This window comes from Allobosea vaviloviae (assembly GCF_001298265.1).
GTDB lineage: Bacteria > Pseudomonadota > Alphaproteobacteria > Rhizobiales > Beijerinckiaceae > Allobosea > Allobosea vaviloviae_B.
Map to the genome: position 1 here is coordinate 181,134 of NZ_LGSZ01000047.1, position 25,573 is coordinate 206,706.

Sequence of the window (25,573 nt, forward strand, 5' to 3'; positions counted from 1 at the left end):
CCGGGCTGTGATGTCGTTGGCGAAAGAGATGCGAAGGACGGCCCGCCGAAGCGGGCCGCCTTCGTCAGCTGTCGCGGCTCAGCGATAGATGCGCTTGGCCTGCCGCTCGGCGCCGGCGATGGCGCCCTTGATGTCCTCGCGACCCGTCACATAGTTCGCGAACATGTCGACCACGACGAAGTCGGCGATGGCTGCCGCCGCGTTCTCGCCCAGCGTACCGAGCCCCGCCGGCGTCAGCGTGCGCTTGGCGACGTCGCGGAACGGCGTCGTCTTCGGATCGGCGGTCCAGACGGGGTTCTTGTCGTATTCACCGAGGAAATGCGACAGGTAGCCCTGAGCCGCGCCGATCCAGGGGTTGAACTGCGGCGCATCCATCATGAAGGCGATGAACGCCTTGCAGGCATTGGGGACCTTGGTGAACTGGAACGCCAGCATCGTGAAGGGAAGATGCAGTTCGGTCGGCTTGCCGACAGGCCCGATCGGCATATAGGCGTGGTCCATGTCGGCCGCCATCTCGGGCTTTTCCTTCTTGGCCGCGACATAGACCGAGATGCCGTTGACGGTGGTGTGCAATTCACCCGCGAGGAAGGCCTTGTTGTTCGAGGAATCGTTCCACGAGGCCGTGCCGGGGATGAAGGTCTCGTAGAGCGCCTTGCCGTATTCGAGCGCCTTGGCGGTCTCCGGAGAGTTGATGATGACCTTGTTGCCCTTGTCGACAAGGTTGCCGCCATGGCTCCAGAGCAGCCAGTGCATCCAGGTATTGGCGTCGCCGGACGCATGGCCGAACGCCATGCCGGCCGGGGTGTTGTTCGCCTTCAATGCCTTGCAGAGTTCGAGGAAACCGGCGGTGTCCTTGGGGAATTCCTTGAAGCCGGCCTTGTTCATCGAGGAGATGCGATAGTTCATCAGACCGCCGCTGGCCGCGATCGGGATGCCGATCCACTTGTTGCCGAGCTTGCCGTAGGCCTCGGCCGACGGGAACCAGCCGCCATGCTTCTCGCCGAGATACTTCGAGACGTCGGTGAGATCGAGGCACTTCTGCGGAAACAGGTGCGGCAGCGAGTAGAGGCCCCAGACCAGGTCCAGGCCCTGCCCCGTGTTGGCCACGACCGACGCCTTCGGCTGCAGGTCGTCGTAGGATTCGTTGGTGACGGTGATCTTGGCGCCCGTGGCAGCCTCGAAGGCCGCGACGAGCTTCATGAACTCGACGTCTTCGGCTTCGACGAAGCGCTTCCAGCGCATCAGGTTGATCTTGGCGTTGGGCTCGACCTTGAAGGGCGAGGCCTGGGCCCAGGCCTTGGCATAGGCGAGCAGGTTCGTGCCGGCGCCCATGCCGAGCGCCGCGCCGCCCTTGATCAGTGATCTGCGATTCAGGTCCATCTGTATCCTCCCTGGGGATTTTGGGTTCTTCGGCTCTTGGGTCGGCCGTCTTGAACCGGACTGTCCGGTTTTCGGTTTCGAGGCCCGTCCGTCTCTGGGATGGCGCGGGCCTCGTTGTCTGTTCGTCTCGTCGCTTGTTCGGTTCGTCTCCTGCCGGCAAAGCGCAATGCGCGTCGCCAACCACTCCGCCTCAGTCGATCCGCTTGCCGGTCGCGGCGTCGAACAGATGCGTGACATTGGTGTCGGGCGTGATCGTGATCGTCTCGCCCGGCTTGGCAGTGATCCGCTCGCGGAAGACGCAGGTCAGGTTCTGGCCGCCGCAGCGGACCACGACCTGCGTCTCCGAGCCCATCGGCTCGACGACCACGACCTCGGCCTTCAAGCCGTTCGCATCGAGCTGGATATGCTCGGGACGGATGCCGAACACGGCGGCTCGACCATTCGAGTCGGCCGGGTGCTGGCCGATCGGCCAGACCACACCGCCTTCGGTCTCGAAGCCGCCGGCCGTGATCTTGCCCTTCAGCAGGTTCATCGAGGGCGAGCCGATGAAGGCCGCCACGAACAGATTGGCCGGCCGGTCGTAGAGTTCGAGCGGCGCGCCCATCTGCTCGACGATGCCGTCATGCATCACGACGATCTTGTCGGCCATGGTCATGGCCTCGATCTGGTCGTGGGTCACATAGACCGTCGTGGTCTTGAGGCGCTGGTGCAACTCCTTGATCTCGGTGCGCATCTGCACGCGCAGCTTGGCGTCGAGGTTGGAGAGCGGCTCGTCGAACAGGAAGACCTGCGGATCGCGCACGATCGCGCGCCCCATGGCGACGCGCTGGCGCTGGCCGCCCGAGAGCTGGCGCGGATAGCGATCGAGCAGCTTGTCGAGGCCCAGGATGCCGGCGGCCTTGCCGACGCGCTCGTCGATCTCGGATTTCGGCGCCTTCCGCAGCTTCATCGAGAAGGCCATGTTGTCGGCGACCGTCATATGCGGATAGAGCGCATAGTTCTGGAACACCATCGCGATGTCGCGCTCCTTCGGAGGCACATCGTTGACGACGCGCGGGCCGATGCGGATCTCGCCGCCGGAGATGTTCTCGAGGCCGGCGATCATGCGCAGCAGCGTCGATTTCCCGCAGCCCGACGGCCCGACCAGGATGACGAACTCGCCGTCGTCGATGTCGATGTCGACACCGTGAATGACCTGCGTCGCGCCGTAGGCCTTGCGCACGTCGGCAATCTGCACTGAGGCCATGTGGGCCCTCTCCTAAGCTTCGTTTCCCGTGGACCCGGTGGTCCGCCGCTTCGGGCAGAGTCCGGATCGCATCCTGTATTGGTCTGTTGCGACCGATCGATGAAGCTTTGCCGACGACAGGCCCCGCGCTCTCGGTGAAAAGCGCCGCGCCTTGCATCGGATTTCATCCGCGATAAAGTCATACGATATAGACAGGCGTGTCAAGCGCTGGACGCACGGCAGAAAGTCGGGGTTACCAACGTTGCCGCACAGGGAGAGGCCCCAGACGATGCGGGTGCGCGACTATTCGCGACCGACGACCCTCAACCCCGACCGCCTCTTCGGCCAGGTCGCCCAGAAGCTCGCGGTCGCCATCATCACCGGCGCCGTCAAGGCCGGCGAACTGCTCCCCAACGAGGACGATCTGCGCTCCGACATCTCGGTCTCGCGTACCGCCTATCGCGAGGCCGTCAAGGTGCTGACCGCCAAGGGACTGGTCGAGGCCAGGCCCAAGAGCGGGACGCGGGCTGCCCCTCGCGACAGCTGGAACCTGCTCGACCCCGATGTCCTGTCATGGCATTTCGAGGCCGACCCCAACGAGAAATTCATCCGCGATCTCTTCGAGTTGCGCCGTTTCGCCGAGCCTGCGGCGGCAAAGCTGGCGGCGCTGCGCCGCACGCCGGCCGACATCGCGCGGATCGAGGCGGCCTATCGCGGCATGTCCGACAACCCGCCCTTTGCGGACGCCACCATCCGCGCCGATCTCGCCTTCCACGAGGCGGTCTTCGCAGCCTCCCACAATGCCACGCTGCAATGCCTGGCGAGTGCGGTCGCAGCCACCGTGCAGTGGTCCATGCTGCTCAAATCGGTCGACGGCCGCGAGGTCTTCATCACCTCGCTGGTCGATCACGAACGCGTCCTGGACGCGATCATCCAGCGCGACGGCGATCTCGCATCGGCCCGGATGACGGCGCTGGTGATCGACAGCCTGAACACCACGCTCGCCTTCCTGACGCCATCGACATCGGCGACGATCCACAAAACCGCGTGATTAAGTCATATTATATATGCGTCAGCGGCGCTTTTCGGGCAGCACGCGACGTGGTGGGATGCCGAGCATCCATCCTACCGGCTGGCAACTTTGTCTCCGTCGCCATATCGACCATTTAATCGATTCATATTCCTCTGATCAAGCCGCCCGTCCATCCCACAGAAGCCTATGGAAACGCTCGCCATGACCCGGCCCAATGCCACTGAAATCCTGATGACCGGCCCTCTCATCGCCTATGCGGCTGAGCAGCTGAAGGCGAATTTCACTGTCCACGAACTCTGGAAGGCCGAGGACAAGGCGGCCTTCCTGCGCGAGATTTCCGGCCGCGTGCGCGGAATCGCCGGCGGCGGCCATATCCGCATCGACGGCGCGCTGTTCGATGCGCTGCCGAAGCTGGAGATGATCGCGAATTTCGGCGTCGGCTATGACAATGTCGACGCCGCCGAAGCCGGCCGTCGCGGCCTCGTCGTCTCCAACACGCCCGACGTGCTGACCGACGAGGTCGCCGACCTCGCCATTGGCCTGCTGATCGCCACCGTCCGGCAGCTGCCGCAGGTCGACCGCTACCTGCGCGAGGGCAAATGGCTGAAGGCGCCCTATCCGCTGACCACCTCGCTGCGCAAGCGCACGGTCGGCATCGTCGGGCTCGGCCGCATCGGCAAGGCCGTGGCGCACCGGGTCGAGGCCTTCGGCCTGCCGGTTTGCTATCACGGCCGCACGCGCCAGGCCGACGTCTCCTACCGCTACTATCCCTCGCTGGTCGAGATGGCCCAGGATGTCGACACGCTGATCTCGGTCGCGCCGGGCGGCGCCTCGACCCATCACATCATCAATGCCGAGGTCCTGAAGGCGCTCGGCCCCAACGGCATCGTCGTCAATGTCGGCCGCGGCACCGTGATCGACGAGAAGGCACTGGTCGAGGCGTTGCAGAACAAGACCATCCTCTCGGCCGGTCTCGACGTCTTCGAGGACGAGCCGCGCGTGCCGGCCGAGCTCATTGCGATCGAGCATGCGGTTCTGCTGCCCCATGTCGGCTCGGCCTCGGTCCACACCCGCGAACAGATGGGCCAGCTCGTCGTCGACAACCTTCTGTCCTGGTTCGACGGCAAGGGCCCGCTGACGCCGGTAGCCGAAACCCCCTGGAAGGCCTGAGCATGGCGGGCCGGCGTCTGCGCCTCCCGCTTGTCGCGGCAGGGCTTTGCCTCTCGCTCGCCCCGGCGGGCGCGCAGACGACCATGCCGCCACGGGGAGCCGATCAGGCGCCCGACGCGCTTCGCCCACTGCTGGGCGCCTGGGATCTGGAGGCGGTCGACCAGCCGCGCCGCTGCACCATCATACTAGGTGCGGAAACGGCGGGCGGCGGCCGCCAGGTCCGCTTTCCCGCGACCTGCCGCCGCGCCATGCCGATCCTGGCGGAGGTCTCGACCTGGACCGTCACGGCCAAAGGCCTGCCGGTTCTGGCGGATGCGCAGGGCAAGATCGTGCTCGGCTTCGACGGCAGCGGCCAGACCGCCGTGCTTCAGGCCAAGGGAGGCGACGGCCGGGACTACCGCCTCGACCCGAAATCCTATCCCCGCAGCGCCAAATCGGCAGCCACCGCAGCGACACAGGCCGCCTCGGCGGCCCAGAGGCCGACGATCGTCGATTCCGGCCGGGCGCCGGCCGCCGACACGCTGCCAGGGCGCTATTCGGTGATGCGCCAGCAAAACCGCGAGGCCTGCCGGCTCGTGCTTGGCCCGGGCTCGGCAGCCGGCGGGCGTGCTGCTTTTGAGGGCTCCTGCCAGGACACCGGCCTGACGATCTTCGATCCCGCCGGCTGGCGTTACAGCGCCGGGCGGCTCTCGCTCGTCGCGCGCAAGGGCCACACCACCGACCTCGTCTTCGAGAACGGGCAATGGCGCAAGGACCCCGCGGTCGGCGCGCCGCTGCTGATGCGCAAGCTGCCGTGACGGCCAGATGACCACATGCTCGACAGCCCAGGCGGAAACCGCCGCACGGCCTGATCGCGCTGCCGCGGGTCCATGCGCGGGCGATGTCGATGGCGCCGGTCGATCCGAACAGCCCGACAGTGTTGTCCATTGGTTCAGATTGTCGTCGCCATCTCCTTGCCGCAAGGTCAGGAGCGGGACGTCCGTCTCGGGGATCATGACTGGCGATCAGACGCGGTCGTTCCTAGATGCGGTCGGCCCCCGGGGCCGCGTTCAAAGAGGAAAGCCTGATGTTCAACGCCAAATCCCTTCTTGATGCTTTGGTCAGCGCCGGCACGCAGGCCGGAAAGCCCGGCGGGCAGGGCCAGACCGGCGGGCTCGGCGCGATCCTGGGCGGTCTGGCCGAGCAGGTGCAGCGTGGCGGCGGCATTGGCGGGCTTGCGGGGATGGCGGGCCAGATCCTGACGCAGGCCACGCAAGGGGTCGGCGACGCCGCACGCCAGACCGGCGTCCAGCAGAAGGCTGGCGATGCACTGAACCAGGTCACCGGCGGGCGCTCGGCGCAGGATGTTCTCGCCCAAGCCAAGGCGATGTTCGACAAGAACCCGGCGATGGCGACGGCCGTGCTCGGCGGCCTCGGCGCGCTCGTCTTCGGCTCGTCCACCGGCCGCGCCGTCGTCGGCTCCGCCGCCCGCCTGGGCGGCATAGCCCTGATCGGCGGCCTCGCCTACAAGGCCTATCAGAACTATCAGTCCGGCAAGCCGATCCTCGATGCCGGAAGCCCCGAGCTCCTGCCAGCGCCGGCCGGCACCGGCTTCGAGCCGGAAGCCGCCAGCGAGGCGACGGCCCTCGTCTTCATCCGCGCCATGATCGCCGCCGCAGCGGCGGACGGCGCGATCGATGCAGACGAGCGCACAGCCATTCTGGGCGGCCTGCGCGAAGCCGGCTTCGACCCCGAGGCGAATGAATGGCTCGCCAACGAAATGGCCAACCCGGCCTCTGTCGAAACCCTGGTCGAGGGCGCCGAAAGCCCGGAGCTGGCGGCGCAGATCTACACGGCGGCGCGGATCGCCATCAATCCCGATACGCCCAAGGAGCGGGACTTTCTCGCTGGCCTCGCAGGCTCGCTCGGCCTCGATGCGGAGCTCGTCGCCAATATCGACGCGGCCGCCAGCTCGGCGAAGGTCTGACGCGCCGACTTCGCCCAGCATCCACCGAGCCCCGTCGAGACCGACGCCCTGCCGCCCCCCAGCGGCAGGGCTTTTTTGCGAGCGGCGGCTAGGAAGCCGGCGCCATGCAGGGCCTTCCCGGGCCGCCTGGATCGGCAATCTAAGCGTGGCCTCAGCCGGCTGTTAATCATGGCCGCGAAATGCGTGCGCCACGCGCCGAGCATCCACCCGGATTTAGGATTTATCGTCGAAGAAGACGGAGGGCCAGAACGGCTTGCTGCCTTGCAGCGCTGGTCGGGACCTTGTCATCGTTCGGCCGAAAACAATAACGGCGCAAGGGAAGAAGAGACAAGGACATGCCTTTATTCGCGATGATCAGGGCGATGCGGCCGCATCACTGGCTTAAGAACGGGCTGGTTTTCATCCCGATCCTGCTCAATCACGACGTCTTCGATTTCTCCGCCCTCCAGCATGGCATCGTTGCCTTCGTGGCGTTCAGCCTGATGGCGTCGTCGATCTATCTCCTCAACGATATCGTCGATGTCGAGGCCGATCGTCGCCACCCGACAAAATGCACGCGCCCGCTGGCGGCGGGCGAGATCACCGAGCGACAGGCCTATGCCGCCGTGCCGCTGCTGCTGACGGCCGCCTTCGCCTTGTCCTGGCTGCTGCCCCAGCCGCGTCTCTTCCTGCTGGCGCTTGGGGCCTATCTCGTCCTGGCACTGGCTTATCTCTTCGTGCTGAAGCGCAAGCTGCTGGTCGATGTGCTCGGCCTCGCCGCCCTGCACACGCTGCGCATCCTCGCCGGCAACGCGGCCGCCGCGATCCCGATCTCGTCCTGGCTGCTCGCCTTCTCGATGTTCCTGTTCCTGAGCCTGGCGCTGGTGAAGCGCTATGCCGAGCTTCGCCTGACGCAGGACCAGTCCGGCCTGAAGAAGGCGGGGCGCGGCTACCATGCCGAGGACATCGAGGCTTTGTCCCAACTCGGCATGGCCTCGGGCTGCACCTGCGCGCTAATCATGGCGCTCTACGTCGACAGCGCCGCCGTGAAGGAACTCTACCGCCACCCTGAGCTGATCTGGCTGGTCTGCCCGATCATCCTCTACCAGATGGCCCGTATCTGGTTTCTGGCGCGGCGCGGCCAGATGCCGGACGACCCGCTCGTCTTCATGATCCGCGACTGGCGCAGCCAGGTCACCGGAGCAAGCGTCGTCCTGATCATGATCGCGGCGACATTGCTGCCGTGAGTCCCCCCTCGCCGGACATACGCTCCTGGGGCGGCCTGACCGCACGCGGCAGCGACCGCGTGTCGCCGCAAGCCTGGATGGCGGAGCCGGCACCGCAGCAGGGGCCGGTCCTGGCTTACGGCAATGGCCGGTCCTATGGCGATTCCTGCCTGAACGACGGTGGCCGCCTGATCCTGGGGCGCAGCCTTGACCGCATCCTCGCCTTCGACCGCGAAAGCGGGCTCGTCACCTGCGAGGCCGGCGTCCTGCTCGACGACCTGCTCGCGCTGGTCATGCCCGCCGGCTGGTTTCCGCCGGTCACGCCCGGCACCTGCTTCGTCACGATCGGCGGCGCGCTCGCCAACGACGTCCACGGCAAGAACCATCACCGCGCCGGCACCTTCGGCCGCCATGTCCGCGCCTTCGAGCTCACCCGTTCGGACGGCCAGGTTCTGACCTGCGCGCGCGACATGAACAGCGATCTCTTCGCCGCCACGATCGGCGGCATGGGGCTGACCGGCCTGATCACGCAGGTGACGCTCCAGCTCATGCCAGTGGCATCAGCGCAGATGCTGCAGGAAACCATCCATTTCGACGGTCTCGACCGCTTCTTTTCCATCGCAGCGCAATCTGACGCGACGCATGACTACACCGTCGCCTGGATCGACGCGCTGGCGTCGGGCGCCAACTTCGGGCGCGGGGTGTTCTTCCGCGCCAACCACGCGCCGGCGAGCGATCAGCCTCAAAGCCGCCCGCGCCGCAGCCTGTCCTTTCCGTTCACGCCGCCTGTCCCGCTGATCAACGGCCTGACGCTGCGCGCCTTCAATCTGCTCTATCGCGCGATGCAGCCACGCTCGCCGGAGCTCCGGCGCATCGCCTATCGCCCGTTCTTCTATCCGCTCGACCGGATCAGGAACTGGAACCGAGCCTATGGCCCGCGCGGGCTGCGCCAGTTCCAATGCGCGATCCCGATGCCCCATGCCCGCGTCGCGGTCGAGGAGATGCTGCGGCGGACGCTTGCCTCCGGCGAGGCGTCCTTCCTGACCGTGCTCAAGCTCTTCGGCGACGTTCCCTCCCCCGGGATGATGTCCTTCCCGCTGGCCGGGGCGACCCTGACGCTCGATTTCCCCTACCGCGGTCCGCGCACCGACACGCTGCTCGCCGAGCTCGATCGCATCACACTCGCTGCAGGCGGCCGCGTGAACCCCTACAAGGACGCCCGCATGTCGCAGGCCGTCTTCGAGGCCTCGTTCCCGCACTGGCGCGATTTCGCGGCGCATATCGATCCGGGATTTTCGTCGAGCTTCTGGCGCCGGGTCACCGGCAGCTGAGGTCGTGCCGAGGACGCGGACCTCGCCCCAGCCCTCATCCTGAGGAGCGCTCCGCAGGAGCGCGTCTCGAAGGATGCTCCAGCGGACTCGGAACCTCCTGGAACATCCTTCGAGACGGCCGCTGCGCGACCTCCTCAGGATGAGGGCTGAACGGCCCCAAAAAATCGTCGCATCGCCTTGAACCTTTCCGCCGCCCGCCGCGACCAACGGTCATGCAGGGCGAATGGTTCGCCCCCGACACATTCTTGGGAGATCAAGACGATGACCCGCTTCAAGACCCTCGCGATGGCCGCCCTGACCGCCCTGACGCTCGGCACCACCCTGAGCGCCACCTCCGCCGAAGCCGGCTACTGGGGCCGCCGCGGATATGGCTGGGGCGCGGGCGCCGGCATCGTCGGCGCGCTCGCAGCCGGCGCCATCATCGCCGGCGCCACCCGCCCGGCCTATGGCTACAGCGGCTACTATGGCGGCCGCAGCTGCGAGATGGTCGAGCGCATCAACCACTACGGCGAGGTCGTCGGCTACCGCCGGGTCTGCGGCTACTACTGAGGCATCGAGGCGCGGCGGCCCGGGGCCAGGAACCCGCAGGACCGCACGCCTCGGACGAGCTTTCGCAGACCCAATCGATCGCAGAACAGCTCTCCGGTCATCCGGGGAGCCGCTTCTGATTCACAACCTGCAACGAAAAAGGGCCGGCAAACCGGCCCTTCCCCAACACATGCCTGCGAAGCGCGTCAGCCCTTCGCCACCGCCACCTTGCGCAGGTAATCCGTCACGATCCGCGTGATGCCGCGCGAGAGCAGATCGTCCAGCGCATTGATGAAGGTGTCGCAATCCTCCCGCGTCGCGATCAGCGGCGGCTCGAGGCGGATGACGTTGCGGTTGTACTCGGTGAAGGCCACGAGCACGTCGTAATCCTTCAGCAGGAGCGCGCCGATGAAGCCGCAGAGCGAACCCTTCAGCTTGTCGTCGAGCAGCGCGACCATGTGCTTGAGGCCAAACGGCATCGTCTCGCTGATGTCGTTGAACTCGACGCCGATCATCAGGCCGCGCCCGCGGATCTCCTTGAGCAGGCTCGGATGCTTGAGGCGCAGTTCGTTCAGCCGCGCGATCAGGTAGTCGCCCTGGCGCTGGGCGTTGCCCATGAGGTCTTCCTCATAGAGCACGTTCAGCCCCTCGATCGCCGAGATGCAGGCCTCGCCCATGCCCCCGAAGGTCGCCTGGGCATGGATCAGCGCGGTCTTGGGCTTGCCATAGGCTTTCATGTAGAGCTCGCGGCGAGCGATCATCGTGCCCATCGCGGCCTTGGAGCCGCCGAGCGCCTTGGCGAGCGCGGTCACGTCCGGCACCACCCCGTCGCGCTCGAAGGCGAAGAACTGGCCGGTGCGCCCAAGCCCGCACTGCACCTCGTCGGCGACCCAGAGCACGCCATGCTTGTCGCAGAGCGCGCGCAATTCGCGCCAGAAGCCGAGCGGCGCCTCGATGATGCCGCCGCCGCCCTGGATCGTCTCCATCACCACGATGCCGATCGACGGGTCGCTCTCCAGCGCCTGGCGCACCGCCTCGATATCGCCAAACGGCACCTTGACCCGGTTCTCGACCAGCTTGAACTGCGACTGGTAGAGCTGGGAATCCGTGACCGAGAGCACGCCCTTGGTCTTGCCGTGGAACGAGTTCGTCGCGTGCAGGATCTTCGACTTGGCGGGACCCTGCGCCTGCTCGGCGACCTTCAGCGCAGCCTCCATCGCCTCCGACCCGGTCGAGCCGAGAAAGACCATGTCGAGATCGCCGGGCGAGATCGCGGCGAGATTGGCCGCGAGCGCCGAGGCGTATTGCGACATGAACGCCATGCAGATCTCATGGCGGTCCTCGTCCTGGAACTTCTTGCGGGCCGCGACGATGCGCGGATGGTTGTGGCCGAAGGCGACCGAGCAGAAGCCGCCGAAGAAATCGAGAATCTTGCGGCCGTCCCTGGTGATGTAGTGCATGCCCTGCGCGCGATCGACGAGGATCTTGTCGAAGCCGAGCAGCTTCAGGAAATGCACCTGGCCGGGATTGATGTGGTCGGTGAAGAGCTGCTTGACCGTCTGCACGTCAAGCTGCTTGGCGTCCTCGACGCTGTAGAGCTTCGGGCGGGCCGGCGCGGTCATCGCGACATCTGCGGGCTTGAAAGCGGGCATGCTCATGCGGCGACACTCCTTGGCGCGGGCTGGGAGGGCGCTTTGGCCCGGCGATATTCGGTGTAGGCGGCGAGCAGCATGTCCTCGTCGCGGTGCAGCGGCTTCCAGCCCAGCTCGCGCTTGGCCTTGGTGGTGTCGAGGATGCAGATCTCGTCGGCGATCATGTATTGCTCGGGGTCCATGATCGGCATGTTGATCGCATCGAGCGCGTTCAGCGTCAGCTTCACCAGCGCAGCCGGCGTCGGCAGCAGGATCGACTTCGAGCCGGCATGCTTGATCAGATCGCCGAGCAGCTTGCGAACCGGCGGCGGATCGTCCGAGCCGAGGTTATAGGCGCTGTTGGGGAAGCCCGCCTTCCACGCCGCGACGCAGGCGCTGGCGCAGTCGAACACTGAGATGAACTGGTAGGGGTTTTTGCCCGATCCGATCATCGGCACCGGCAGGTTGAGGTCGATCAGCTTGAACAGCTTGACGAGGATGCCCAGCCGCCCCGGCCCGATGATCAGCCGCGGCCGGAAGATCGGGATCTGGAAGCCCTTGTCGCGATAGCTCTGCGCGAGCGTCTCGGTCGCGAGCTTGCTCTCGCCATATTCGCCCAGCGGCCGGGCCGGGTGGTCTTCGTCCTGCGGCACCGTCACCGAATGGCCGTAGATCATGTCGGTGGTGAAGTGGACGAGCTTGTTGGCGCCCGCCTTCTCCATCCATGTCAGGATGTTCTGCGTGCCGTGATAGTTCACCGGCCAGAAGAAATCATGCCGCTCCGCCCGCGTCACGATCGGCGACAGCATCTTGGCCGAGAGGTTGTAGACGAGGTCGTCCTTGTCGAGCGGGATCGAGGCGACGCTGGCGGCATCCGTCACATCGATCTGGTGGAACGGCACCGTCGCGTAATGGGCGTGATGGCCCTTGACGATATCCGCGACCAGCACCTCTTCGCCCATGGCGCAGAGATCGGCGGCCAGATGCGAGCCGACGAAGCCGTCGCCGCCGATGATGATGTGTTTCACGCGCTGTCTCTTCGGCTCAACGCGGCAGGCGCGGGCGCTGATCGCGCACCCGCACGGGAATCGGAACAAGCACCCGCTTGGGCTCGAGCAGGGCGCCGAGGCGCAGGAACAGGCGAACGAGCAGATCCATGACGTCCCTCAACTCTGTGCGATGAAGATGGTGCCGAGCACGATGAAGCCGATGCCCGCGATCCGGGCGGCGCTCATGTCCTCGTTGAAGACGAAATAGGCGTAAGCCGCGACCACGACATAGGCGAGGCTCAGGAAAGGGTAGGCGTAGGAGATCTGTACCTTCGACAGCACGACGAGATGCGAGGCCATGCTGACGACGAAGGTACACAGCCCCGCGAAGACGAAGGGGTTGAAGACGACCCGGAAGACGGTCGCGACCAGCCCGTCGCCGGCGACGTCAAGCGCACCCACGCCGGTCATGCCGCGCTTCAGCATGAGCTGGGCTGCGGCATTGGTCAGCACCGTGAACAGGATCAGGGGAATATAGGCATTCATCGGCGCTGAAGCATTTCCTCACATCTCCGACAGGCATGTCGCAGGCCTTTGGATGACCGGGAAAATACTTCAATTGGGTTGCGCCATAGGTCTTACCTCGGCGTAACGTTAAGACGATGCTGACGGGATGTCGGAAAGACCCGGTCAATCAGCCGCAGTTCCAGGAGCCGGCGCGGTCCAGTCGCGCGCGGAAATCCCCAGCGTCTTGATCCGGGAGGCCAGGGTCGTCGCCGGTATGCCCAGGATCGCCGCCGCCCCATTCGGCCCGCTCACCCTGCCGCCCGCGCTCGCCAGGGCCGCCAGGATGCTGGCGCGGTCGCGCTCGCGCCGCCCCGCTTCGGTCAGGATCGCCCCCGAGAGCGGGACGGGCGCCGGGCTCGCCGCAGCGCTGCGCCCGCCTTCCGGCAGCGCGATGAACAGCCGCCCGTTGCGGGCCAGGATCGCCGCGCGCTCGATGACATTCTGCAATTCGCGGACATTGCCCGGCCAATCATAGGCGCAGAGCTTCTGCACATCGCCCTCGCTCAGCGTCAGCCCCTCGACCTTGAGCTTGCGCCCCGCCCCGCTGAGGAAATGCAGCGCCAGCAGCGGGATGTCCTCGACGCGCTCGCGCAACGGCACCGAGACGATCGGGAACACGTCGAGCCGGAAATACAGATCCTCGCGGAAACGGCCCTCGCGGACCTCGCGGCGCAAATCCTTGTTGGTGGCGGCGATGATGCGGACATCGACATGCCGCGTCCGCTCCTCGCCGACGCGCTCGAACTGGCCCTCTTGCAGCACCCGCAGCAGCTTGCCCTGCAGCTCCAACGGGATCTCCCCGACCTCGTCGAGGAAGAGCGTGCCGCCATCGGCGAGCTCGAAGCGGCCGACGCGGTCGCGCAGCGCCCCGGTGAAGGCGCCCCTGACATGGCCGAAGAACTCGCTCTCGAACAGCTCGCGCGGGATCGCGGCGCAATTCACCCGGATCAGCGGGCGGGCATTGCGCGTGCTCGCCTCATGGATGGCGCTGGCGATCAGCTCCTTGCCCGTGCCGGATTCGCCGGTCACCAGCACGGCGGCATCGGTCTTCGCCACCAGCTCGACCTGGCTCAGGATCTTCCGGATCGCGCCCGAGCGGCCGATGACGCCGCGATGGTTGCGCTCCAGCGCCATCTCCTCCTGCAGATAGGCATTCTCGCGCTGCAGCCGTTCGCGCAGCCTGTCGACCTCGGCCAGCGCTGCACGCAGGCGCTCGTCGGCCTCGTGGCGCTGACTGATGTCGCGGAAGATGATCACCGCGCCTGCGAGCCGGCCCCGGTCGCGGATCGGCGTCGAGGTGTAGGCGACCCAGAAGCCCGTCCCGTCCTTGCGGAAGAACATCTCGTCCTCGACATGGTGCACCGCCCCATCCCGGAAGGCGGCGTAGATCGGGCATTGCTGGTGCGGGTAATGGCTGCCGTCGGGACGGTGATGATGAACGGAGGCGTGCATGTCGCGGCCGATCAACTCGCCGGTCTCCCAGCCCAGCATGGCCTCGGCGGCCGGATTGACGAAGGTCGTCTTGCCCTCGGCGTTGACGCCGAAAATGCCCTCGCCGGCAGCCCTCAGGATGAGCTGGTTGCTGCGCTCGATCTCCTGGAACAGCCGCTCGGTGCGTCGCCATTCCGCGATCCCACCACGGACATGGTCGTCGGCCTGCGCATCGAGATCGCGCCGGTGGCGCTGTTCGAGATCGTAGAAGGTCAGGAGGATGGAGGGGTCCGGCAGGCTCAAAAGCCGCGAGCCGATGCATTCGACATGAATCTGCGCGCCATCCGCGCCAAGCGGCGTCAGCGAACGCGTCCAATAGCTGCCCTTGTGCAGCACCGCTTCGGTGAACACCGTCAGCGCCGCCGCCTGGCCGGGAAAGATGGCGATGATCGAGCTCTCGACGAGATCCCGGTCAGGCGTCGCGAGCAGCCGCCTCGCCTGCTCGTTCGCCGCCAGGATGCGGCCAGACAGCACGTCCACGGCCAAGGCGGCATCGACCATGCTCTCGAACAGCCAGGTGGTCTGCGGATGAGCGCTCACAGGTCCGATTTCCCGAAATATCGTTAATCACCTCACGGATTTTCGTTATTTACGAGAATTCGTCAAGCAATGAATGTCGGCAAGCCTTTGATTTCTCGACGCCTGTTCGACCCGGCAGGCTTGGCCCGCTGCTTGCTAATCCAAATCACCCGACCAGCAGCTCATTTGATCAGACCCGGAGGACATGCCCATGGCCTTGTTCAAGAACCCGTACGACGCCGGCCGTTTGATCCGCAGGGGCTGCGATTGCGGCCGCCATGAGAGCCAGTCAGCGCATGAGCGCGCGATCCGCGCTGAAGCCGTCGAGGTGTCCGCCAGCGAGGACGGTCGCTATGCCCGCGTGGTCGAGAATGCGGTGATGCGGGCGCTGTTTCCGCAGGACGAACAGCGCCGCTTCTTCCTGAAGCAGGTCGGCGCCTCCACCGCGATGGCGGCGATCTCGAGCCTGTTCCCGATCGCGGCGGCAACCGAGGTCTTCGCCCAGGCTGTGCCGGAGAAGAAGGATCTCAAGGTCGGTTTCATCCCGATCACCTGCGCGACGCCGATCATCATGGCCTCGCCGATGGGCTTCTACACCAAGCATGGGCTGAACGTCGAAGTCATCAAGACCGCCGGCTGGGCCGTGGTGCGCGACAAGACGATCAACAAGGAATACGACGCCGCGCACATGCTCTCGCCGATGCCGCTGGCGATCTCGATGGGCGCGGGCTCGAACCCGATCCCCTATACGATGCCGGCAGTCGAGAACATCAACGGCCAGGCGATCACGCTGGCGATGAAACACAAGGACAAGCGCGATCCGAAGTCGTGGAAGGGCTTCAAATTCGCCGTGCCCTTCGACTATTCGATGCACAACTACCTGCTGCGCTATTATCTTGCCGAAAACGGCATCGACCCTGACACCGACGTCCAGATCCGCGCCGTGCCGCCGCCGGAGATGGTGGCCAATTTGCGCGCCGACAATATCGACGGCTTCCTCGCGCCCGATCCGGTGAACCAGCGCGCCGTCTTTGACGGCGTCGGCTTCATCCACATTCTCTCCAAGGAGATCTGGGACGGGCATCCCTGCTGCGCCTTCGCGGCCTCGCGCGAATTCGTGACGCAGACGCCCAACACCTATGCCGCGCTGCTCAAGGCGATCATCGACGCGACCGCCTTTGCCTCCAAGGCCGAGAACCGCAAGCAGATCGCCGAAGCCATCGCGCCGGCCAACTACCTCAACCAGCCGGTCACCGTGGTTGAGCAGGTGCTGACCGGGACCTATGCGGACGGTCTCGGCAACATCAAGCGCGACCCCAAGCGCATCGATTTCGACCCGTTCCCGTGGGAAGGCTTCGCCGTCTGGATTCTGACGCAGATGAAGCGCTGGGGCCAGATCAAGGGCGAGGTCGACTACGCCAAGGTCGCCCGGGAGGTCTTCCTCCAGACCGATACGGCAAAGCTGATGCAGGAGGTCGGGCTCACCCCGCCGGCATCAGGCTCGAAGACCATCGTCGTGATGGGCAAGACCTTCGATGCCGCCAAGCCGGAGGACTACATCAAGAGCTTCGCGATCAAGCGGAGCTGAGCCGTGACGCAACCTCAAGCCGAACCGCCGCGCCCGCCGCTGCCGCCCTTCACCGCGCAGAGCGCGGCCCAGAAGGCGCGTGGCGCCGAGGACGCCTGGAACAGCCGCGATCCCGCCAGGGTCGCCGCCGCCTATACGCCCGACAGCCGCTGGCGCAACCGTTCGGAATTCTTCTCGGGGCGAGAGGCGATCGCCGCCTTTCTGGAACGGAAATGGGCGCGCGAGCAGGAGTACCGGCTGATCAAGGAGGTCTGGGCCTTTCATGGCAACCGTATCGCGGTGCGCTTCGCCTATGAATGGCATGACGAGGCCGGCGCCTGGTTCCGCTCCCATGGCAACGAGCAGTGGCAGTTCGCCGAAGATGGCCGCATGGCCCGCCGCGAGGCCTCGATCAACGACGTCTCCATTAGCGAGGTCAACCGGCTGTTCCGTTGGCCGCTCGGCGCCCGGCCAGTTGACCATCCCGGCCTGACGGAGCTCGGCCTGTGAGCGCCAGTCTGAACCTCAGGGCGGCGTTGCTGTCACTGACGATCCTCGTCGTCTTTCTCCTTGGCTGGCATGTCGCCGTGCAATCGGGCAGCAGCGGAGCGGCGAGCAATAACGACCCCGAATACGCCAAGCTGCTGGGCCAGCAGGCCACGCAGGGCAAATCGGCGATGCCCGGGCCGCTCGATGTCATCAGCACGATCTGGGGCCATCTCAGGGACCCGTTTTACGACAAGGGCCCCAACGACAAGGGGCTCGGCATCCAGCTTGCCTGGTCGCTGGCGCGCGTACTGCTTGGCTATGCGCTCGCCGTGCTGCTGGCAATTCCGCTCGGCTTCCTGATCGGGATGTCGCCGCTGATCTCGAAGGCGCTCGACCCGTTTATCCAAGTGTTGAAGCCGATTTCTCCATTGGCGTGGATGCCGCTGGCGCTCTACACGATCAAGGATTCCGGTATTTCGGCGATCTTCGTCATCTTCATCTGCTCGGTCTGGCCGATGCTTTTGAACACCGCCTTCGGCGTCTCCGCCGTTCGCAAGGAATGGCTCAACGTCGCCCGCACGCTGGAGGTCGGCCCGATCAGGCGCGCCTTCACCATCATCCTCCCGGCGGCGGCGCCGACGATCCTGACCGGCATGCGCATCTCGATCGGCATCGCCTGGCTGGTCATTGTCGCCGCCGAGATGCTCGTGGGCGGCACCGGCATCGGCTATTTCGTCTGGAACGAGTGGAACAACCTCTCGATCACAAACGTCATCGTCGCCATCACCGTGATCGGGGTGATGGGCATGATCCTCGACCAGACCCTGGCGTGGTTGCAGCGCGCCGTGACCTATCCGGATTGATGCGATGACCGATCCCACGCCCAACCCGAAATTCATCTCGATCGAGGGTATCGCTCGTCGCTATCCGAAAGCTGGCGGCGGAATGACGACGGTGTTCGAGGACCTGTGGTTCTCGATGAAGAAGGGCGAGTTTGCCTGCATCATCGGCCATTCCGGCTGCGGCAAGACGACCGTGCTCAACATCCTCAACGGGCTCGATGCGCCCGATGACGGCGCGGCCATCGTCGACGGCCGGGCGATCGAGGGCCCCTCGCTCGACCGCGCCGTGATCTTCCAGGGCCATTCGCTCCTGCCCTGGCGGACCGTGCTCGGCAATGTCGCGTACGCCGTTGCCGCCCGGCACCGCGACTGGCCGAAGGCGAAGGTCGATGCCCACGCCATGGCCTTCATCGAGAAGGTCGGACTCAAGGGCTCGGAGCTGAAGAAGCCCTCCGAACTGTCGGGCGGCATGAAGCAGCGCGTCGGCATCGCCCGCGCGCTCTCGATCGAGCCCAAGATGATGCTGATGGACGAGCCCTTCTCGGCGCTCGACGCCCTGACGCGCGGCACGCTGCAGGACGAGGTCCGACGCATCTGCCTGGAGACCGGCCAGACCGCCTTCATGATCACCCATGACGTCGACGAGGCGATCTATCTCGCCGACCGCATCGTGCTGATGACCAACGGCCCCCAGGCGATGATCGCCGAGATCGTCGAGAACCCGCTGCCGCGCGAGCGCGTGCGGACGGAGGTGCATCATCACCCCGACTACTACGCCATCCGCAACCACCTGATCGACTTCCTCGTCAGCCGCTCGAAGACCTTCAAGGACGCTGTTCCCGAAGGCTACGACCGCCGCCACCCGCCGGTGGTGCGGCCGACCGCGGGTGGCAGCGGCCCCGACGCCGGCCGCAAGGCGGCGTGATGACCGCCCGTACATACGCGGCGTCATCCCGGGCGACCGCAGGTCGACCCGGGATCCATGCCGGAACCGTTCAGGCATGGATCCCGGATCTCCGCTTCGCTGCGTCCGGGATGACGGCGCGACTTTCGACTCGAACGACAACAAACACGCCAAGGAGACCGACCCCATGAAGCGCGAAGAGCTCACCGAGAAGATCCTCGACATCAAGCGCGAGAAGGGCTGGAGCTGGAAATACATTACCGAAGAGATCGGCGGCATGTCCGAGGTGCTGATCGTCGGCGCGCTGCTCGGCCAGATGAAGCTGGTCAAGCCGCTGGCCGAGAAGGCCGCCGCCCTCTTCGGCCTGACCGAGAACGAAAAGCGCATGCTCAACGAGGTGCCCTATCGCGGCACGGGCACGCCGATGCCGCCGACCGACCCGCTGATCTACCGCTTCTACGAGATGGTGATGGTCAACGGTCCCGCCTGGAAGGCGCTGATCGAGGAGGAGTTCGGCGACGGCATCATGTCGGCGATCGACTTCAACATCGAGTTCGAGCGCGAGCCGAACCCGAAGGGCGACCGCGTCAAGATCGGCATGTCCGGCAAGTTCCTGCCCTATAAATACTATGGCAACGAACAGGGCATTCCCGACTACGGCTTCAAGGAGGTTTGAGGCGGGGCGGCGGGGGTGCTCAGCCCTCGCCATGGCCCCGGCGGATGCGCCGCACCGCCGCCCAGACGCCCAGCAGCGCGACCGGCACGAACAGCGCGGTCGCGAGGCCGGGCTCGATCTTGAGCCAGCCGGCATCCTTGGCCCCCTTGGCGAGATAGCCGAACAGGCTGACGATGTAATAGGCGATCGCCGCGACGGAGAGCCCCTCGACCGTCTGCTGCAGCCGCAATTGCAGCCGCGTGCGCTCGTTCATCGCCGCCAGCAGGTCGCGGTTCTGCTGTTCGAGCGCAACGTCGACGCGGGTGCGCAGCAGGTTGGCGGCGCGCGCCAGCTTGGTCGCCAGATCGGCCTGGCGCTCCTGCAGCATCTGGCAGGTGCGCATCGCCGGTGCCATCCGTCGCGCCAGGAAGGCGGCGATGGTCGGCCAGCCGCCATGGCCCTGCTCGCCGATCGCGACCAGCCGCTGCTGGACGATGTTGTCATAGGCGCGGCTCGCCCCGAAACGGTAGTTCGCGGAGGCCGCTTCTGCCTCCAGCCGCGAGGCGAGTGCTGTCATCTCGTCGAGCAACGCATTGTCGGCAGCCAGCCCGTCGGTCTGCGTCATGGTGCCGGCGATGCGCACCAGCGTCTCCTCTGCGCTGCGCACGGAAGGGCCGATCCGCTGCGATTCCGGCATGCCGAGAAGAGCGAGCGTGCGATAGGTCTCGATCTCGAGCATGCGCTGCACCAGCGCGCCCGCCCGCGCCGGGGTCAGTTCGCGGTCGAGCACCAGAATGCGCACGAAGCCGTCTGCCCCCGCCCGGAAATCCGTCGCCGCGATCGCACCGCCATTATCGACCAGTGCAGCAGCCAGGCTCGCGGGATCGAACAGGCCCCCTAGATCGGGCTCGGCCGCGGCCGGCATCAGATGCAGGTCGGCGGAGACCAGATGCGGCCCCGGCTGCGGCAGGCCGCGCATGCCATGCGGCAGCGCGCCGGTCGGCGGCAGGAAGGGCGTCGCCTCCGTGCCAGGCAGCTCCCAGCTATAGGTGGTGAACTCGCTGTGCTGCTCCCAGCGAAGGCTGGTTTCACCGAAGCGGGCGCGGTGGTGCTTGGCTTCGTCGAGAGGCCCCGGCACGCCGCGCTCGGCGCAGAAGCGGCCGAGCGCCGCACGATCGGCCGCCGCCTGGCGGGAATCGGTCATGAAGGCGAAATGCAGCAGCCGCCGCGGCGTCTCCAGCGGCGCGAAGGGCCGGGCATGAACCTCGCCGAGGATGGCGCCGCGCTCGTGATGCGCGACGAGCTGCACCCCCCTGTCCTGACCCGCCCCTGCCATGCAAGATCCTCCCGCCGGCCATTCGGCCTCGCTTGGAGGTGAGCTTGCGCCATCCGCGCCGGGGGAGCCAGTCCCAACGATGCCGCAGCGCGATTGTCGACGCACGCCCCTGTCGCGTGGAGACGGGCCGACGTTTAAAATGGCCCCCCCCGCACTGCCGTAGCCGGACTCGATCCATGCCCCTGCCCAATCGCGTCGCCCCTGACGGCCGCCTCTTCGCCGACCCGGCGCGCGGCTTGCTCTTCGGCAATCGCGGCGGGCGCTTCCACGATCCTCAGACGCAGGACCTGCCACAGCGCACCTATGTAAGCCGGCAATGGATCTGCTGCGTCCTCGCCTTCAAGGGCCGCCGCAGGCAGGTCTGGGGCCAAAGCTATACCGAGCTGTTCTTCTGCGACGAGGTCACGGCGCTCGCCGCCGGCCACCGCCCCTGCATGGAATGCCGCCGCAGCGATGCGCTTGCCTATCGCGCCGCGATGATGCGCGGCACCGGGCTGGCCGCCACACCCTCCTTTCCCGAGATCGACCGCCGCCTCGATGCCGAGCGGCGCGACGGACGTAACCCGAGGTTTCACCTCGTGCCTGTCGTCGATCTTCCCGCGGGGAGCATGATCCTGCGCGAGGACGCTCCAGGCTTCCTCGCGCTCAAGGATGGGCATGCGCTGCTCTGGTCACCGTCCGGCTATGTCGAGCGGCTGAAGCCGCCACAGGGCATCGCAAGGGTGCTCACGCCGCCCTCGACGCTGGCCGCCCTCGCCTGCGGCTACCGCCCGCTCTGGCACCCCGGCGCCTGACGAGACCGGTCGGCATCTTCAGCCGGTCCCGTCAGGAACCTTTCCGACAGCAATCGCGTTGCCCCCGCAGTCTTGTCACACACTGCAAAATGGGGGTGCACCAATGCGTTCGATTGCTCTCTGGCTCCTGGGCGTTCCGATCCCGATCATCATCCTGCTCTGGTTCTTCATTCGCTGAGCCTCATCGGTTCTCAGCACTATCGACATGGCCGGGCTCGTCCCGGCCATGTTTGTTTGCAGGCCATGTTCGTTGACAAGGCATGTTCGCCGCAAGGTCTGGCGATGCCGACACGTTCTGACAGCACATCGCTTCATGCCACCCGCACACGGGGCGCATCGTCGGGTTGCGTCTGCCTGCCATCGCAACGTCGCGGGAACCGCCCTATATGCCGGCCATGTCTCAGATTACGCCCTCCCATATCGCGCCCTCTCGGATCACGGCTTCGCCGATCATTTCGGTATCGGGCCTCACCAAGACCTATGCGTCGGGCTTCCAGGCGCTGAAGTCGGTCGATCTCGACATCCGCAAGGGCGAGATCTTCGCGCTGCTCGGCCCCAACGGCGCCGGCAAGACCACGCTGATCAGCATCATCTGCGGGCTGGTCAATCCGACGACGGGGGCGGTGCAGGCCGACGGCCATGACATCGTCACGGACTACCGCGCCGCCCGCGCCGCGATCGGGCTGGTGCCGCAGGAGCTGACCACCGACGCCTTCGAGACGGTGCGCGCCACCGTCGGCTTCAGCCGCGGCCTTTTCGGCAAGCGCAAGGATGCAGGCCTGGTCGAGCAGGTGCTGAAGGACCTCTCGCTCTGGGACAAGCGCGACAGCCAGATCCGCACGCTCTCGGGCGGCATGAAGCGCCGCGTCATGATCGCCAAGGCGCTGGCGCATGAGCCGCGCATCCTCTTCCTGGACGAACCGACCGCCGGCGTCGATGTCGAGCTGCGGCAGGACATGTGGCAGCTCGTGCGCCGCCTGCGCGACAACGGCGTCACCATCATCCTGACGACGCATTACATCGAGGAGGCCGAGGAGATGGCCGACCGTGTCGGCGTGATCAGCAAGGGCGAGATCATCCTGGTCGAGGACAAGGTCGAGTTGATGCGCAAGCTCGGCCGCAAGCAGCTCACCCTGACTTTGCAGGCGCCGCTGGCGGAGCTTCCGCCAACGCTCTCCAGCTTCGATCTGGCGCTGTCAGGCGATGGCGAGGAGCTGACCTACACCTACGACACCAAGGCGGAGCGCACCGGCATCACGACCCTGCTCCAGGCCCTGAGCGAGGCCGGCATCCGCTTCAGCGACCTGCGCACGAGCCAGAGCTCGCTCGAGGACATCTTCGTCAGCCTGGTGAGGGATCGCCCATGAAAACGCTCGACACGAGCCCTCCCGGCATCAACTGGCCGGCGATCGCCGCGATCTACCGCTTCGAGATGGCCCGCACCCTGCGCACGCCCTTGCAGAGCGTCGTGTCGCCGGTGCTCTCCACCTCGCTTTATTTCGTCGTCTTCGGCGCGGCCATCGGCTCGCGCATGCAGGCGATCGACGATGTCCAGTACGGCGCCTTCATCGTGCCCGGCTTGATCATGCTGACGCTCTTGACGCAGAGCATCGCCAACGCGTCCTTCGCGATCTATTTCCCGAAATTCACCGGCACGATCTACGAACTGCTTTCCGCGCCCGTGGCGTGGTGGGAGGTGGTGATCGGCTATGTCGGCGCGGCCGCGACCAAATCGATCGTTCTCGGCCTGATCATCCTGCTCACCGCGACTTTCTTCGTGCCGCTGCGGATCGAGCATCCCGGTTTCATGCTGATGTTCCTGGTGTTGACCGCCGTCACCTTCAGCCTGTTCGGCTTCATCATCGGCATCTGGGCCGATGGCTTCGAGAAGCTTCAGGTCATCCCGCTGCTGGTGGTGACGCCGCTCGCCTTCCTTGGCGGCTCGTTCTACTCGATCGAGATGCTGCCGCCGCTCTGGCGCACGGTCGCGCTGTTCAATCCGGTCGTCTACCTGATCAGCGGCTTCCGCTGGAGCTTCTTCGGCAAGGCCGATGTCGGCGTCGCCGTCAGCCTCGGCATGACGCTGGTCTTCCTCGCAGCCTGCATCGCCGTGGTCGGCTGGATCTTCAGGACCGGCTACCGGCTGAAGAACTGAGGGTTGTCATCCGCTCCATCGGGCTTTGAATCATGTTGGGCGTCCGATGCCGTACCAATGGCAGCGGGAGATCGGGACGAATCAGATCAGGCCGCCTGCATGTCGGCGAAGAACGTGCCGACTGCGATGCGCAGCCCTTCGGCCTCCCGCGCCAGGTTCTCGGCGGTCGACAGCGCCTGGTTTGCCGACTGCATCGCCGTCTGCGAGGTCGCCGTCACGCCCTCCATCTGCCGTGCGACGCTGGCGGTGCCTGACGCGGTCGCCTGAGCCGCGCCGGCGATCTCGGAGGTCGCAGCCATTTGCTGGGCCGTCGCGCCTGCGATCGCGACCGTATGCTGCGCGACATTGCCCATGACGCTGGCGATCGTCTCGATCGCCGCGACCGCGGCTTGCGTCTCGCTCTCGAAGGTGGTGATCCGGTCGGCGATCTCGTCGGTCGCCTGCGCGGTCCGGCTCGCCAGCAGCTTGACCTCGCCGGCGACCACCGCGAAGCCGCGCCCGGCCTCGCCCGCACGCGCGGCCTCGATCGTCGCGTTGAGCGCGAGCAGATTGGTCTGCGCGGCGATGTCGCGGATCAGGCCGACGACCTTGGCGATGCTGCCGGCAGCCTCCATGAGATTGGCGACGTTGCCGCTGGCCTGCATCGCATCGCGCGCGGCGGTTCGAACGACGCCATCGGCCTGCCCGATCCGTTCAGCAATGTCCGCAATCGATTCAGACAGCTCCTCGGACGCCGCGGCGATGGCGCGGACGTTGTCGGAGGCGTCGAGGGCCGCTCCGCGCGCCTCGCTCGCCTGGGACGTCGCGGCCGTGGCAACGCCGCTCAGGCTGCGCGCCGTCTGCTCCATTTCGGCTGCGCTGCCGCGAACCGTATGGAGGACGGCATCGATCCTCTCGTTGAAATCGGCGATCAGCTGCTCTCGCCTGGCCTGGCGTTGAACCCTGGCCGACTCCACGGCACCCTTCTCGGCCTCGAGCGCCTCGCGCGCCCGGGCATTGTCCCGGAAGACGACGACCGACCGCGCCATGTCGCCGATCTCGTCGCGCTGGCCGACACCGGGAATGTCCGTCACCTCCTCGGAGTGCGCCAGACCATGCATCGCCGCGGCAAGGCGGCGCAGCGGGCGCGCGACGCGAAAATGGACCAGCGCCAGTGCGACGCCGAGCCCCGACACGATCAAAACCGCCCCGCCTGCGGCCTGGAGCCACATGCTGTAACGCTGCAGGTGATCCCGCTCTGCTTCGGTGCTGTAGCTCCGGCTCTCGTTCAGCGCCGCGACTTGCCTCAACGCGACGTTCAGCGCCTTTCGGCTGTGCTCGTTGTTGCCGATCTCGTTGGCAGCGGCGGGACCTCGCTCGCGCGCCTGCCGGACGAGATCGCTCCGGAAGCGAATGAACGTCTCGAGTTGGACCGCAACGGCTTCGAAGGCCGCATGGTCGTCGCGGCCCGGCAGCCGGCGCCATTGTTTGACGAGGTCTGATATCTCCAGAAGATTGCCCAGCAAAGGCGCGACGAAGCGCTCGCCATCGGTCGCATCCGCGCTCATGTAAATCCCGCGCGAATCCATGACCACGGCATTGACGAGACCGTTCATGCGCTCGGCCAGCAGGATGCGGTCCGAGACGGCCTCCATGTCGGTCGTCATGGCGGCGTAGCGGCCGAGCGTCTGGACGCCGATGGCGACCGCAAGCCCGGCGGCCAGCGCGAACACGGCGAACGCACCGAAGATCTGGGTCGAAATCTTGCGTGGGCCAAACATCGCGAAGAAAGTTCCCGGTCGGGGCGCATGGACATC

At 66.2% G+C, this 25,573-nt stretch carries 23 protein-coding genes; 15 read left to right on the forward strand and 8 right to left on the reverse strand.

Annotation, left to right across the window (positions count from 1 at the left end; translation table 11 throughout):
• Positions 1 to 78 precede the first annotated feature (78 nt).
• Both AE618_RS15805 and AE618_RS15810 read right to left on the reverse strand, forming a co-directional pair.
• Positions 79 to 1,380: an ABC transporter substrate-binding protein gene (locus AE618_RS15805; protein WP_054210017.1), complete on the reverse strand. Its 1,302-nt coding sequence runs from the start codon at positions 1,378 to 1,380 to the stop codon at positions 79 to 81.
• Positions 1,381 to 1,570: 190 nt separating this feature from the next.
• On the reverse strand, positions 1,571 to 2,626 hold the full coding sequence (locus AE618_RS15810) for an ABC transporter ATP-binding protein (protein WP_054210018.1): 1,056 nt from the start codon (positions 2,624 to 2,626) through the stop codon (positions 1,571 to 1,573).
• A gap of 268 nt (positions 2,627 to 2,894) precedes the next feature.
• Between AE618_RS15810 and AE618_RS15815 the strand changes: the two genes are divergently transcribed.
• The 7 genes from AE618_RS15815 (at position 2,895) to AE618_RS15845 (ending at position 9,859) form a co-directional block, all read left to right on the forward strand.
• Complete coding sequence (locus tag AE618_RS15815) at positions 2,895 to 3,656, forward strand: FadR/GntR family transcriptional regulator (RefSeq protein ID WP_054210019.1); 762 nt, start codon at positions 2,895 to 2,897, stop codon at positions 3,654 to 3,656.
• A gap of 183 nt (positions 3,657 to 3,839) precedes the next feature.
• Positions 3,840 to 4,808 carry a 2-hydroxyacid dehydrogenase gene (locus tag AE618_RS15820; protein ID WP_054210107.1) on the forward strand — a complete coding sequence of 323 codons (969 nt, stop codon included), beginning with the start codon at positions 3,840 to 3,842 and terminating at the stop codon, positions 4,806 to 4,808.
• A 2-nt stretch (positions 4,809 to 4,810) separates the two neighbouring features.
• On the forward strand, positions 4,811 to 5,605 hold the full coding sequence (locus AE618_RS15825; RefSeq protein WP_054210020.1) for an AprI/Inh family metalloprotease inhibitor: 795 nt from the start codon (positions 4,811 to 4,813) through the stop codon (positions 5,603 to 5,605).
• A 269-nt stretch (positions 5,606 to 5,874) separates the two neighbouring features.
• On the forward strand, positions 5,875 to 6,774 hold the full coding sequence (locus AE618_RS15830) for a tellurite resistance TerB family protein (RefSeq protein ID WP_197280802.1): 900 nt from the start codon (positions 5,875 to 5,877) through the stop codon (positions 6,772 to 6,774).
• Positions 6,775 to 7,109: 335 nt separating this feature from the next.
• Complete coding sequence (locus AE618_RS15835; protein ID WP_082365306.1) at positions 7,110 to 8,000, forward strand: UbiA family prenyltransferase; 891 nt, start codon at positions 7,110 to 7,112, stop codon at positions 7,998 to 8,000.
• Positions 7,997 to 9,310: an FAD-binding oxidoreductase gene (locus AE618_RS15840; RefSeq protein WP_248310896.1), complete on the forward strand. Its 1,314-nt coding sequence runs from the start codon at positions 7,997 to 7,999 to the stop codon at positions 9,308 to 9,310. The genes AE618_RS15835 and AE618_RS15840 overlap by 4 nt, the downstream gene beginning before the upstream one ends.
• 261 nt (positions 9,311 to 9,571) lie before the next feature.
• Positions 9,572 to 9,859, forward strand: coding sequence for a hypothetical protein (locus tag AE618_RS15845; RefSeq protein ID WP_054210022.1), 288 nt, complete (start codon positions 9,572 to 9,574; stop codon positions 9,857 to 9,859).
• A 185-nt stretch (positions 9,860 to 10,044) separates the two neighbouring features.
• Here the strand turns inward: AE618_RS15845 and AE618_RS15850 are convergent, their stop codons facing one another.
• The 4 genes from AE618_RS15850 to AE618_RS15865 form a co-directional block, all read right to left on the reverse strand.
• Entirely contained in the window at positions 10,045 to 11,496 is a 1,452-nt protein-coding gene (locus tag AE618_RS15850) for an aspartate aminotransferase family protein (RefSeq protein WP_054210023.1), read from the reverse strand.
• Entirely contained in the window at positions 11,493 to 12,497 is a 1,005-nt protein-coding gene (locus tag AE618_RS15855; RefSeq protein WP_054210024.1) for an NAD-dependent epimerase/dehydratase family protein, read from the reverse strand. Before AE618_RS15855 ends, AE618_RS15850 begins: the two co-directional genes overlap by 4 nt.
• A 138-nt stretch (positions 12,498 to 12,635) precedes the next feature.
• A complete protein-coding gene (locus AE618_RS15860) occupies positions 12,636 to 13,004 on the reverse strand; it encodes a transporter (RefSeq protein ID WP_054210025.1) in 369 nt (122 codons plus the stop codon).
• 144 nt (positions 13,005 to 13,148) lie between these two features.
• Positions 13,149 to 15,017, reverse strand: a complete 1,869-nt coding sequence (locus tag AE618_RS15865) for a sigma 54-interacting transcriptional regulator (RefSeq protein WP_082365326.1) — start codon at positions 15,015 to 15,017, stop codon at positions 13,149 to 13,151.
• A gap of 229 nt (positions 15,018 to 15,246) precedes the next feature.
• Here AE618_RS15865 and AE618_RS15870 point away from each other — a divergent pair, with 229 nt between their 5' ends.
• From AE618_RS15870 to cynS, 5 genes are all read left to right on the forward strand, one after another.
• Positions 15,247 to 16,623 carry a CmpA/NrtA family ABC transporter substrate-binding protein gene (locus AE618_RS15870; RefSeq protein WP_054210027.1) on the forward strand — a complete coding sequence of 459 codons (1,377 nt, stop codon included), beginning with the start codon at positions 15,247 to 15,249 and terminating at the stop codon, positions 16,621 to 16,623.
• A 3-nt stretch (positions 16,624 to 16,626) separates the two neighbouring features.
• The gene (locus tag AE618_RS15875) at positions 16,627 to 17,112 is read left to right on the forward strand and encodes a DUF1348 family protein (protein ID WP_054210028.1); all 486 of its coding nucleotides are present in this window, start codon (positions 16,627 to 16,629) and stop codon (positions 17,110 to 17,112) included.
• On the forward strand, positions 17,109 to 17,954 hold the full coding sequence (gene ntrB, locus AE618_RS15880; protein ID WP_054210029.1) for a nitrate ABC transporter permease: 846 nt from the start codon (positions 17,109 to 17,111) through the stop codon (positions 17,952 to 17,954). Before AE618_RS15875 ends, ntrB begins: the two co-directional genes overlap by 4 nt.
• A gap of 4 nt (positions 17,955 to 17,958) precedes the next feature.
• Complete coding sequence (locus AE618_RS15885; RefSeq protein WP_054210030.1) at positions 17,959 to 18,858, forward strand: ABC transporter ATP-binding protein; 900 nt, start codon at positions 17,959 to 17,961, stop codon at positions 18,856 to 18,858.
• 166 nt (positions 18,859 to 19,024) lie between these two features.
• Positions 19,025 to 19,513, forward strand: a complete 489-nt coding sequence (gene cynS / locus AE618_RS15890; protein WP_054210110.1) for a cyanase — start codon at positions 19,025 to 19,027, stop codon at positions 19,511 to 19,513.
• A gap of 19 nt (positions 19,514 to 19,532) precedes the next feature.
• Here cynS and AE618_RS15895 read toward each other — a convergent pair whose 3' ends face one another.
• On the reverse strand, positions 19,533 to 20,828 hold the full coding sequence (locus AE618_RS15895; RefSeq protein ID WP_054210031.1) for a DUF3422 family protein: 1,296 nt from the start codon (positions 20,826 to 20,828) through the stop codon (positions 19,533 to 19,535).
• Between the two features lie 176 nt (positions 20,829 to 21,004).
• Here AE618_RS15895 and AE618_RS15900 point away from each other — a divergent pair, with 176 nt between their 5' ends.
• From AE618_RS15900 to AE618_RS15910, 3 genes are all read left to right on the forward strand, one after another.
• Positions 21,005 to 21,622 (forward strand): hypothetical protein, encoded by a 618-nt coding sequence (locus AE618_RS15900; RefSeq protein ID WP_054210032.1) that lies wholly within the window; start codon positions 21,005 to 21,007, stop codon positions 21,620 to 21,622.
• 395 nt (positions 21,623 to 22,017) lie between these two features.
• Positions 22,018 to 22,989 (forward strand): ABC transporter ATP-binding protein, encoded by a 972-nt coding sequence (locus tag AE618_RS15905; protein WP_054210111.1) that lies wholly within the window; start codon positions 22,018 to 22,020, stop codon positions 22,987 to 22,989.
• The gene (locus tag AE618_RS15910; RefSeq protein WP_432704506.1) at positions 22,986 to 23,777 is read left to right on the forward strand and encodes an ABC transporter permease; all 792 of its coding nucleotides are present in this window, start codon (positions 22,986 to 22,988) and stop codon (positions 23,775 to 23,777) included. Before AE618_RS15905 ends, AE618_RS15910 begins: the two co-directional genes overlap by 4 nt.
• An 86-nt stretch (positions 23,778 to 23,863) precedes the next feature.
• Here the strand turns inward: AE618_RS15910 and AE618_RS15915 are convergent, their stop codons facing one another.
• Positions 23,864 to 25,537 (reverse strand): methyl-accepting chemotaxis protein, encoded by a 1,674-nt coding sequence (locus AE618_RS15915; protein ID WP_054210033.1) that lies wholly within the window; start codon positions 25,535 to 25,537, stop codon positions 23,864 to 23,866.
• Between the last annotated feature and the right edge of the window lie 36 nt (positions 25,538 to 25,573).

Bases quoted from the DNA above. Each gene is read 5' to 3' on its own strand.
- AE618_RS15805 (WP_054210017.1), bottom strand. From the start codon at position 1,380: ATGGACCTGAATCGCAGATCACTGATCAAGGGCGGCGCGGCGCTCGGC.
- AE618_RS15810 (WP_054210018.1), bottom strand. From the start codon at position 2,626: ATGGCCTCAGTGCAGATTGCCGACGTGCGCAAGGCCTACGGCGCGACG.
- AE618_RS15815 (WP_054210019.1), top strand. From the start codon at position 2,895: ATGCGGGTGCGCGACTATTCGCGACCGACGACCCTCAACCCCGACCGC.
- AE618_RS15820 (WP_054210107.1), top strand. From the start codon at position 3,840: ATGACCCGGCCCAATGCCACTGAAATCCTGATGACCGGCCCTCTCATC.
- AE618_RS15825 (WP_054210020.1), top strand. From the start codon at position 4,811: ATGGCGGGCCGGCGTCTGCGCCTCCCGCTTGTCGCGGCAGGGCTTTGC.
- AE618_RS15830 (WP_197280802.1), top strand. From the start codon at position 5,875: ATGTTCAACGCCAAATCCCTTCTTGATGCTTTGGTCAGCGCCGGCACG.
- AE618_RS15835 (WP_082365306.1), top strand. From the start codon at position 7,110: ATGCCTTTATTCGCGATGATCAGGGCGATGCGGCCGCATCACTGGCTT.
- AE618_RS15845 (WP_054210022.1), top strand. From the start codon at position 9,572: ATGACCCGCTTCAAGACCCTCGCGATGGCCGCCCTGACCGCCCTGACG.
- AE618_RS15850 (WP_054210023.1), bottom strand. From the start codon at position 11,496: ATGAGCATGCCCGCTTTCAAGCCCGCAGATGTCGCGATGACCGCGCCG.
- AE618_RS15860 (WP_054210025.1), bottom strand. From the start codon at position 13,004: ATGAATGCCTATATTCCCCTGATCCTGTTCACGGTGCTGACCAATGCC.
- AE618_RS15865 (WP_082365326.1), bottom strand. From the start codon at position 15,017: ATGGTCGATGCCGCCTTGGCCGTGGACGTGCTGTCTGGCCGCATCCTG.
- AE618_RS15870 (WP_054210027.1), top strand. From the start codon at position 15,247: ATGGCCTTGTTCAAGAACCCGTACGACGCCGGCCGTTTGATCCGCAGG.
- AE618_RS15885 (WP_054210030.1), top strand. From the start codon at position 17,959: ATGACCGATCCCACGCCCAACCCGAAATTCATCTCGATCGAGGGTATC.
- cynS (WP_054210110.1), top strand. From the start codon at position 19,025: ATGAAGCGCGAAGAGCTCACCGAGAAGATCCTCGACATCAAGCGCGAG.
- AE618_RS15895 (WP_054210031.1), bottom strand. From the start codon at position 20,828: ATGGCAGGGGCGGGTCAGGACAGGGGGGTGCAGCTCGTCGCGCATCAC.
- AE618_RS15900 (WP_054210032.1), top strand. From the start codon at position 21,005: ATGCCCCTGCCCAATCGCGTCGCCCCTGACGGCCGCCTCTTCGCCGAC.
- AE618_RS15905 (WP_054210111.1), top strand. From the start codon at position 22,018: ATGTCTCAGATTACGCCCTCCCATATCGCGCCCTCTCGGATCACGGCT.
- AE618_RS15910 (WP_432704506.1), top strand. From the start codon at position 22,986: ATGAAAACGCTCGACACGAGCCCTCCCGGCATCAACTGGCCGGCGATC.
- AE618_RS15915 (WP_054210033.1), bottom strand. From the start codon at position 25,537: ATGTTTGGCCCACGCAAGATTTCGACCCAGATCTTCGGTGCGTTCGCC.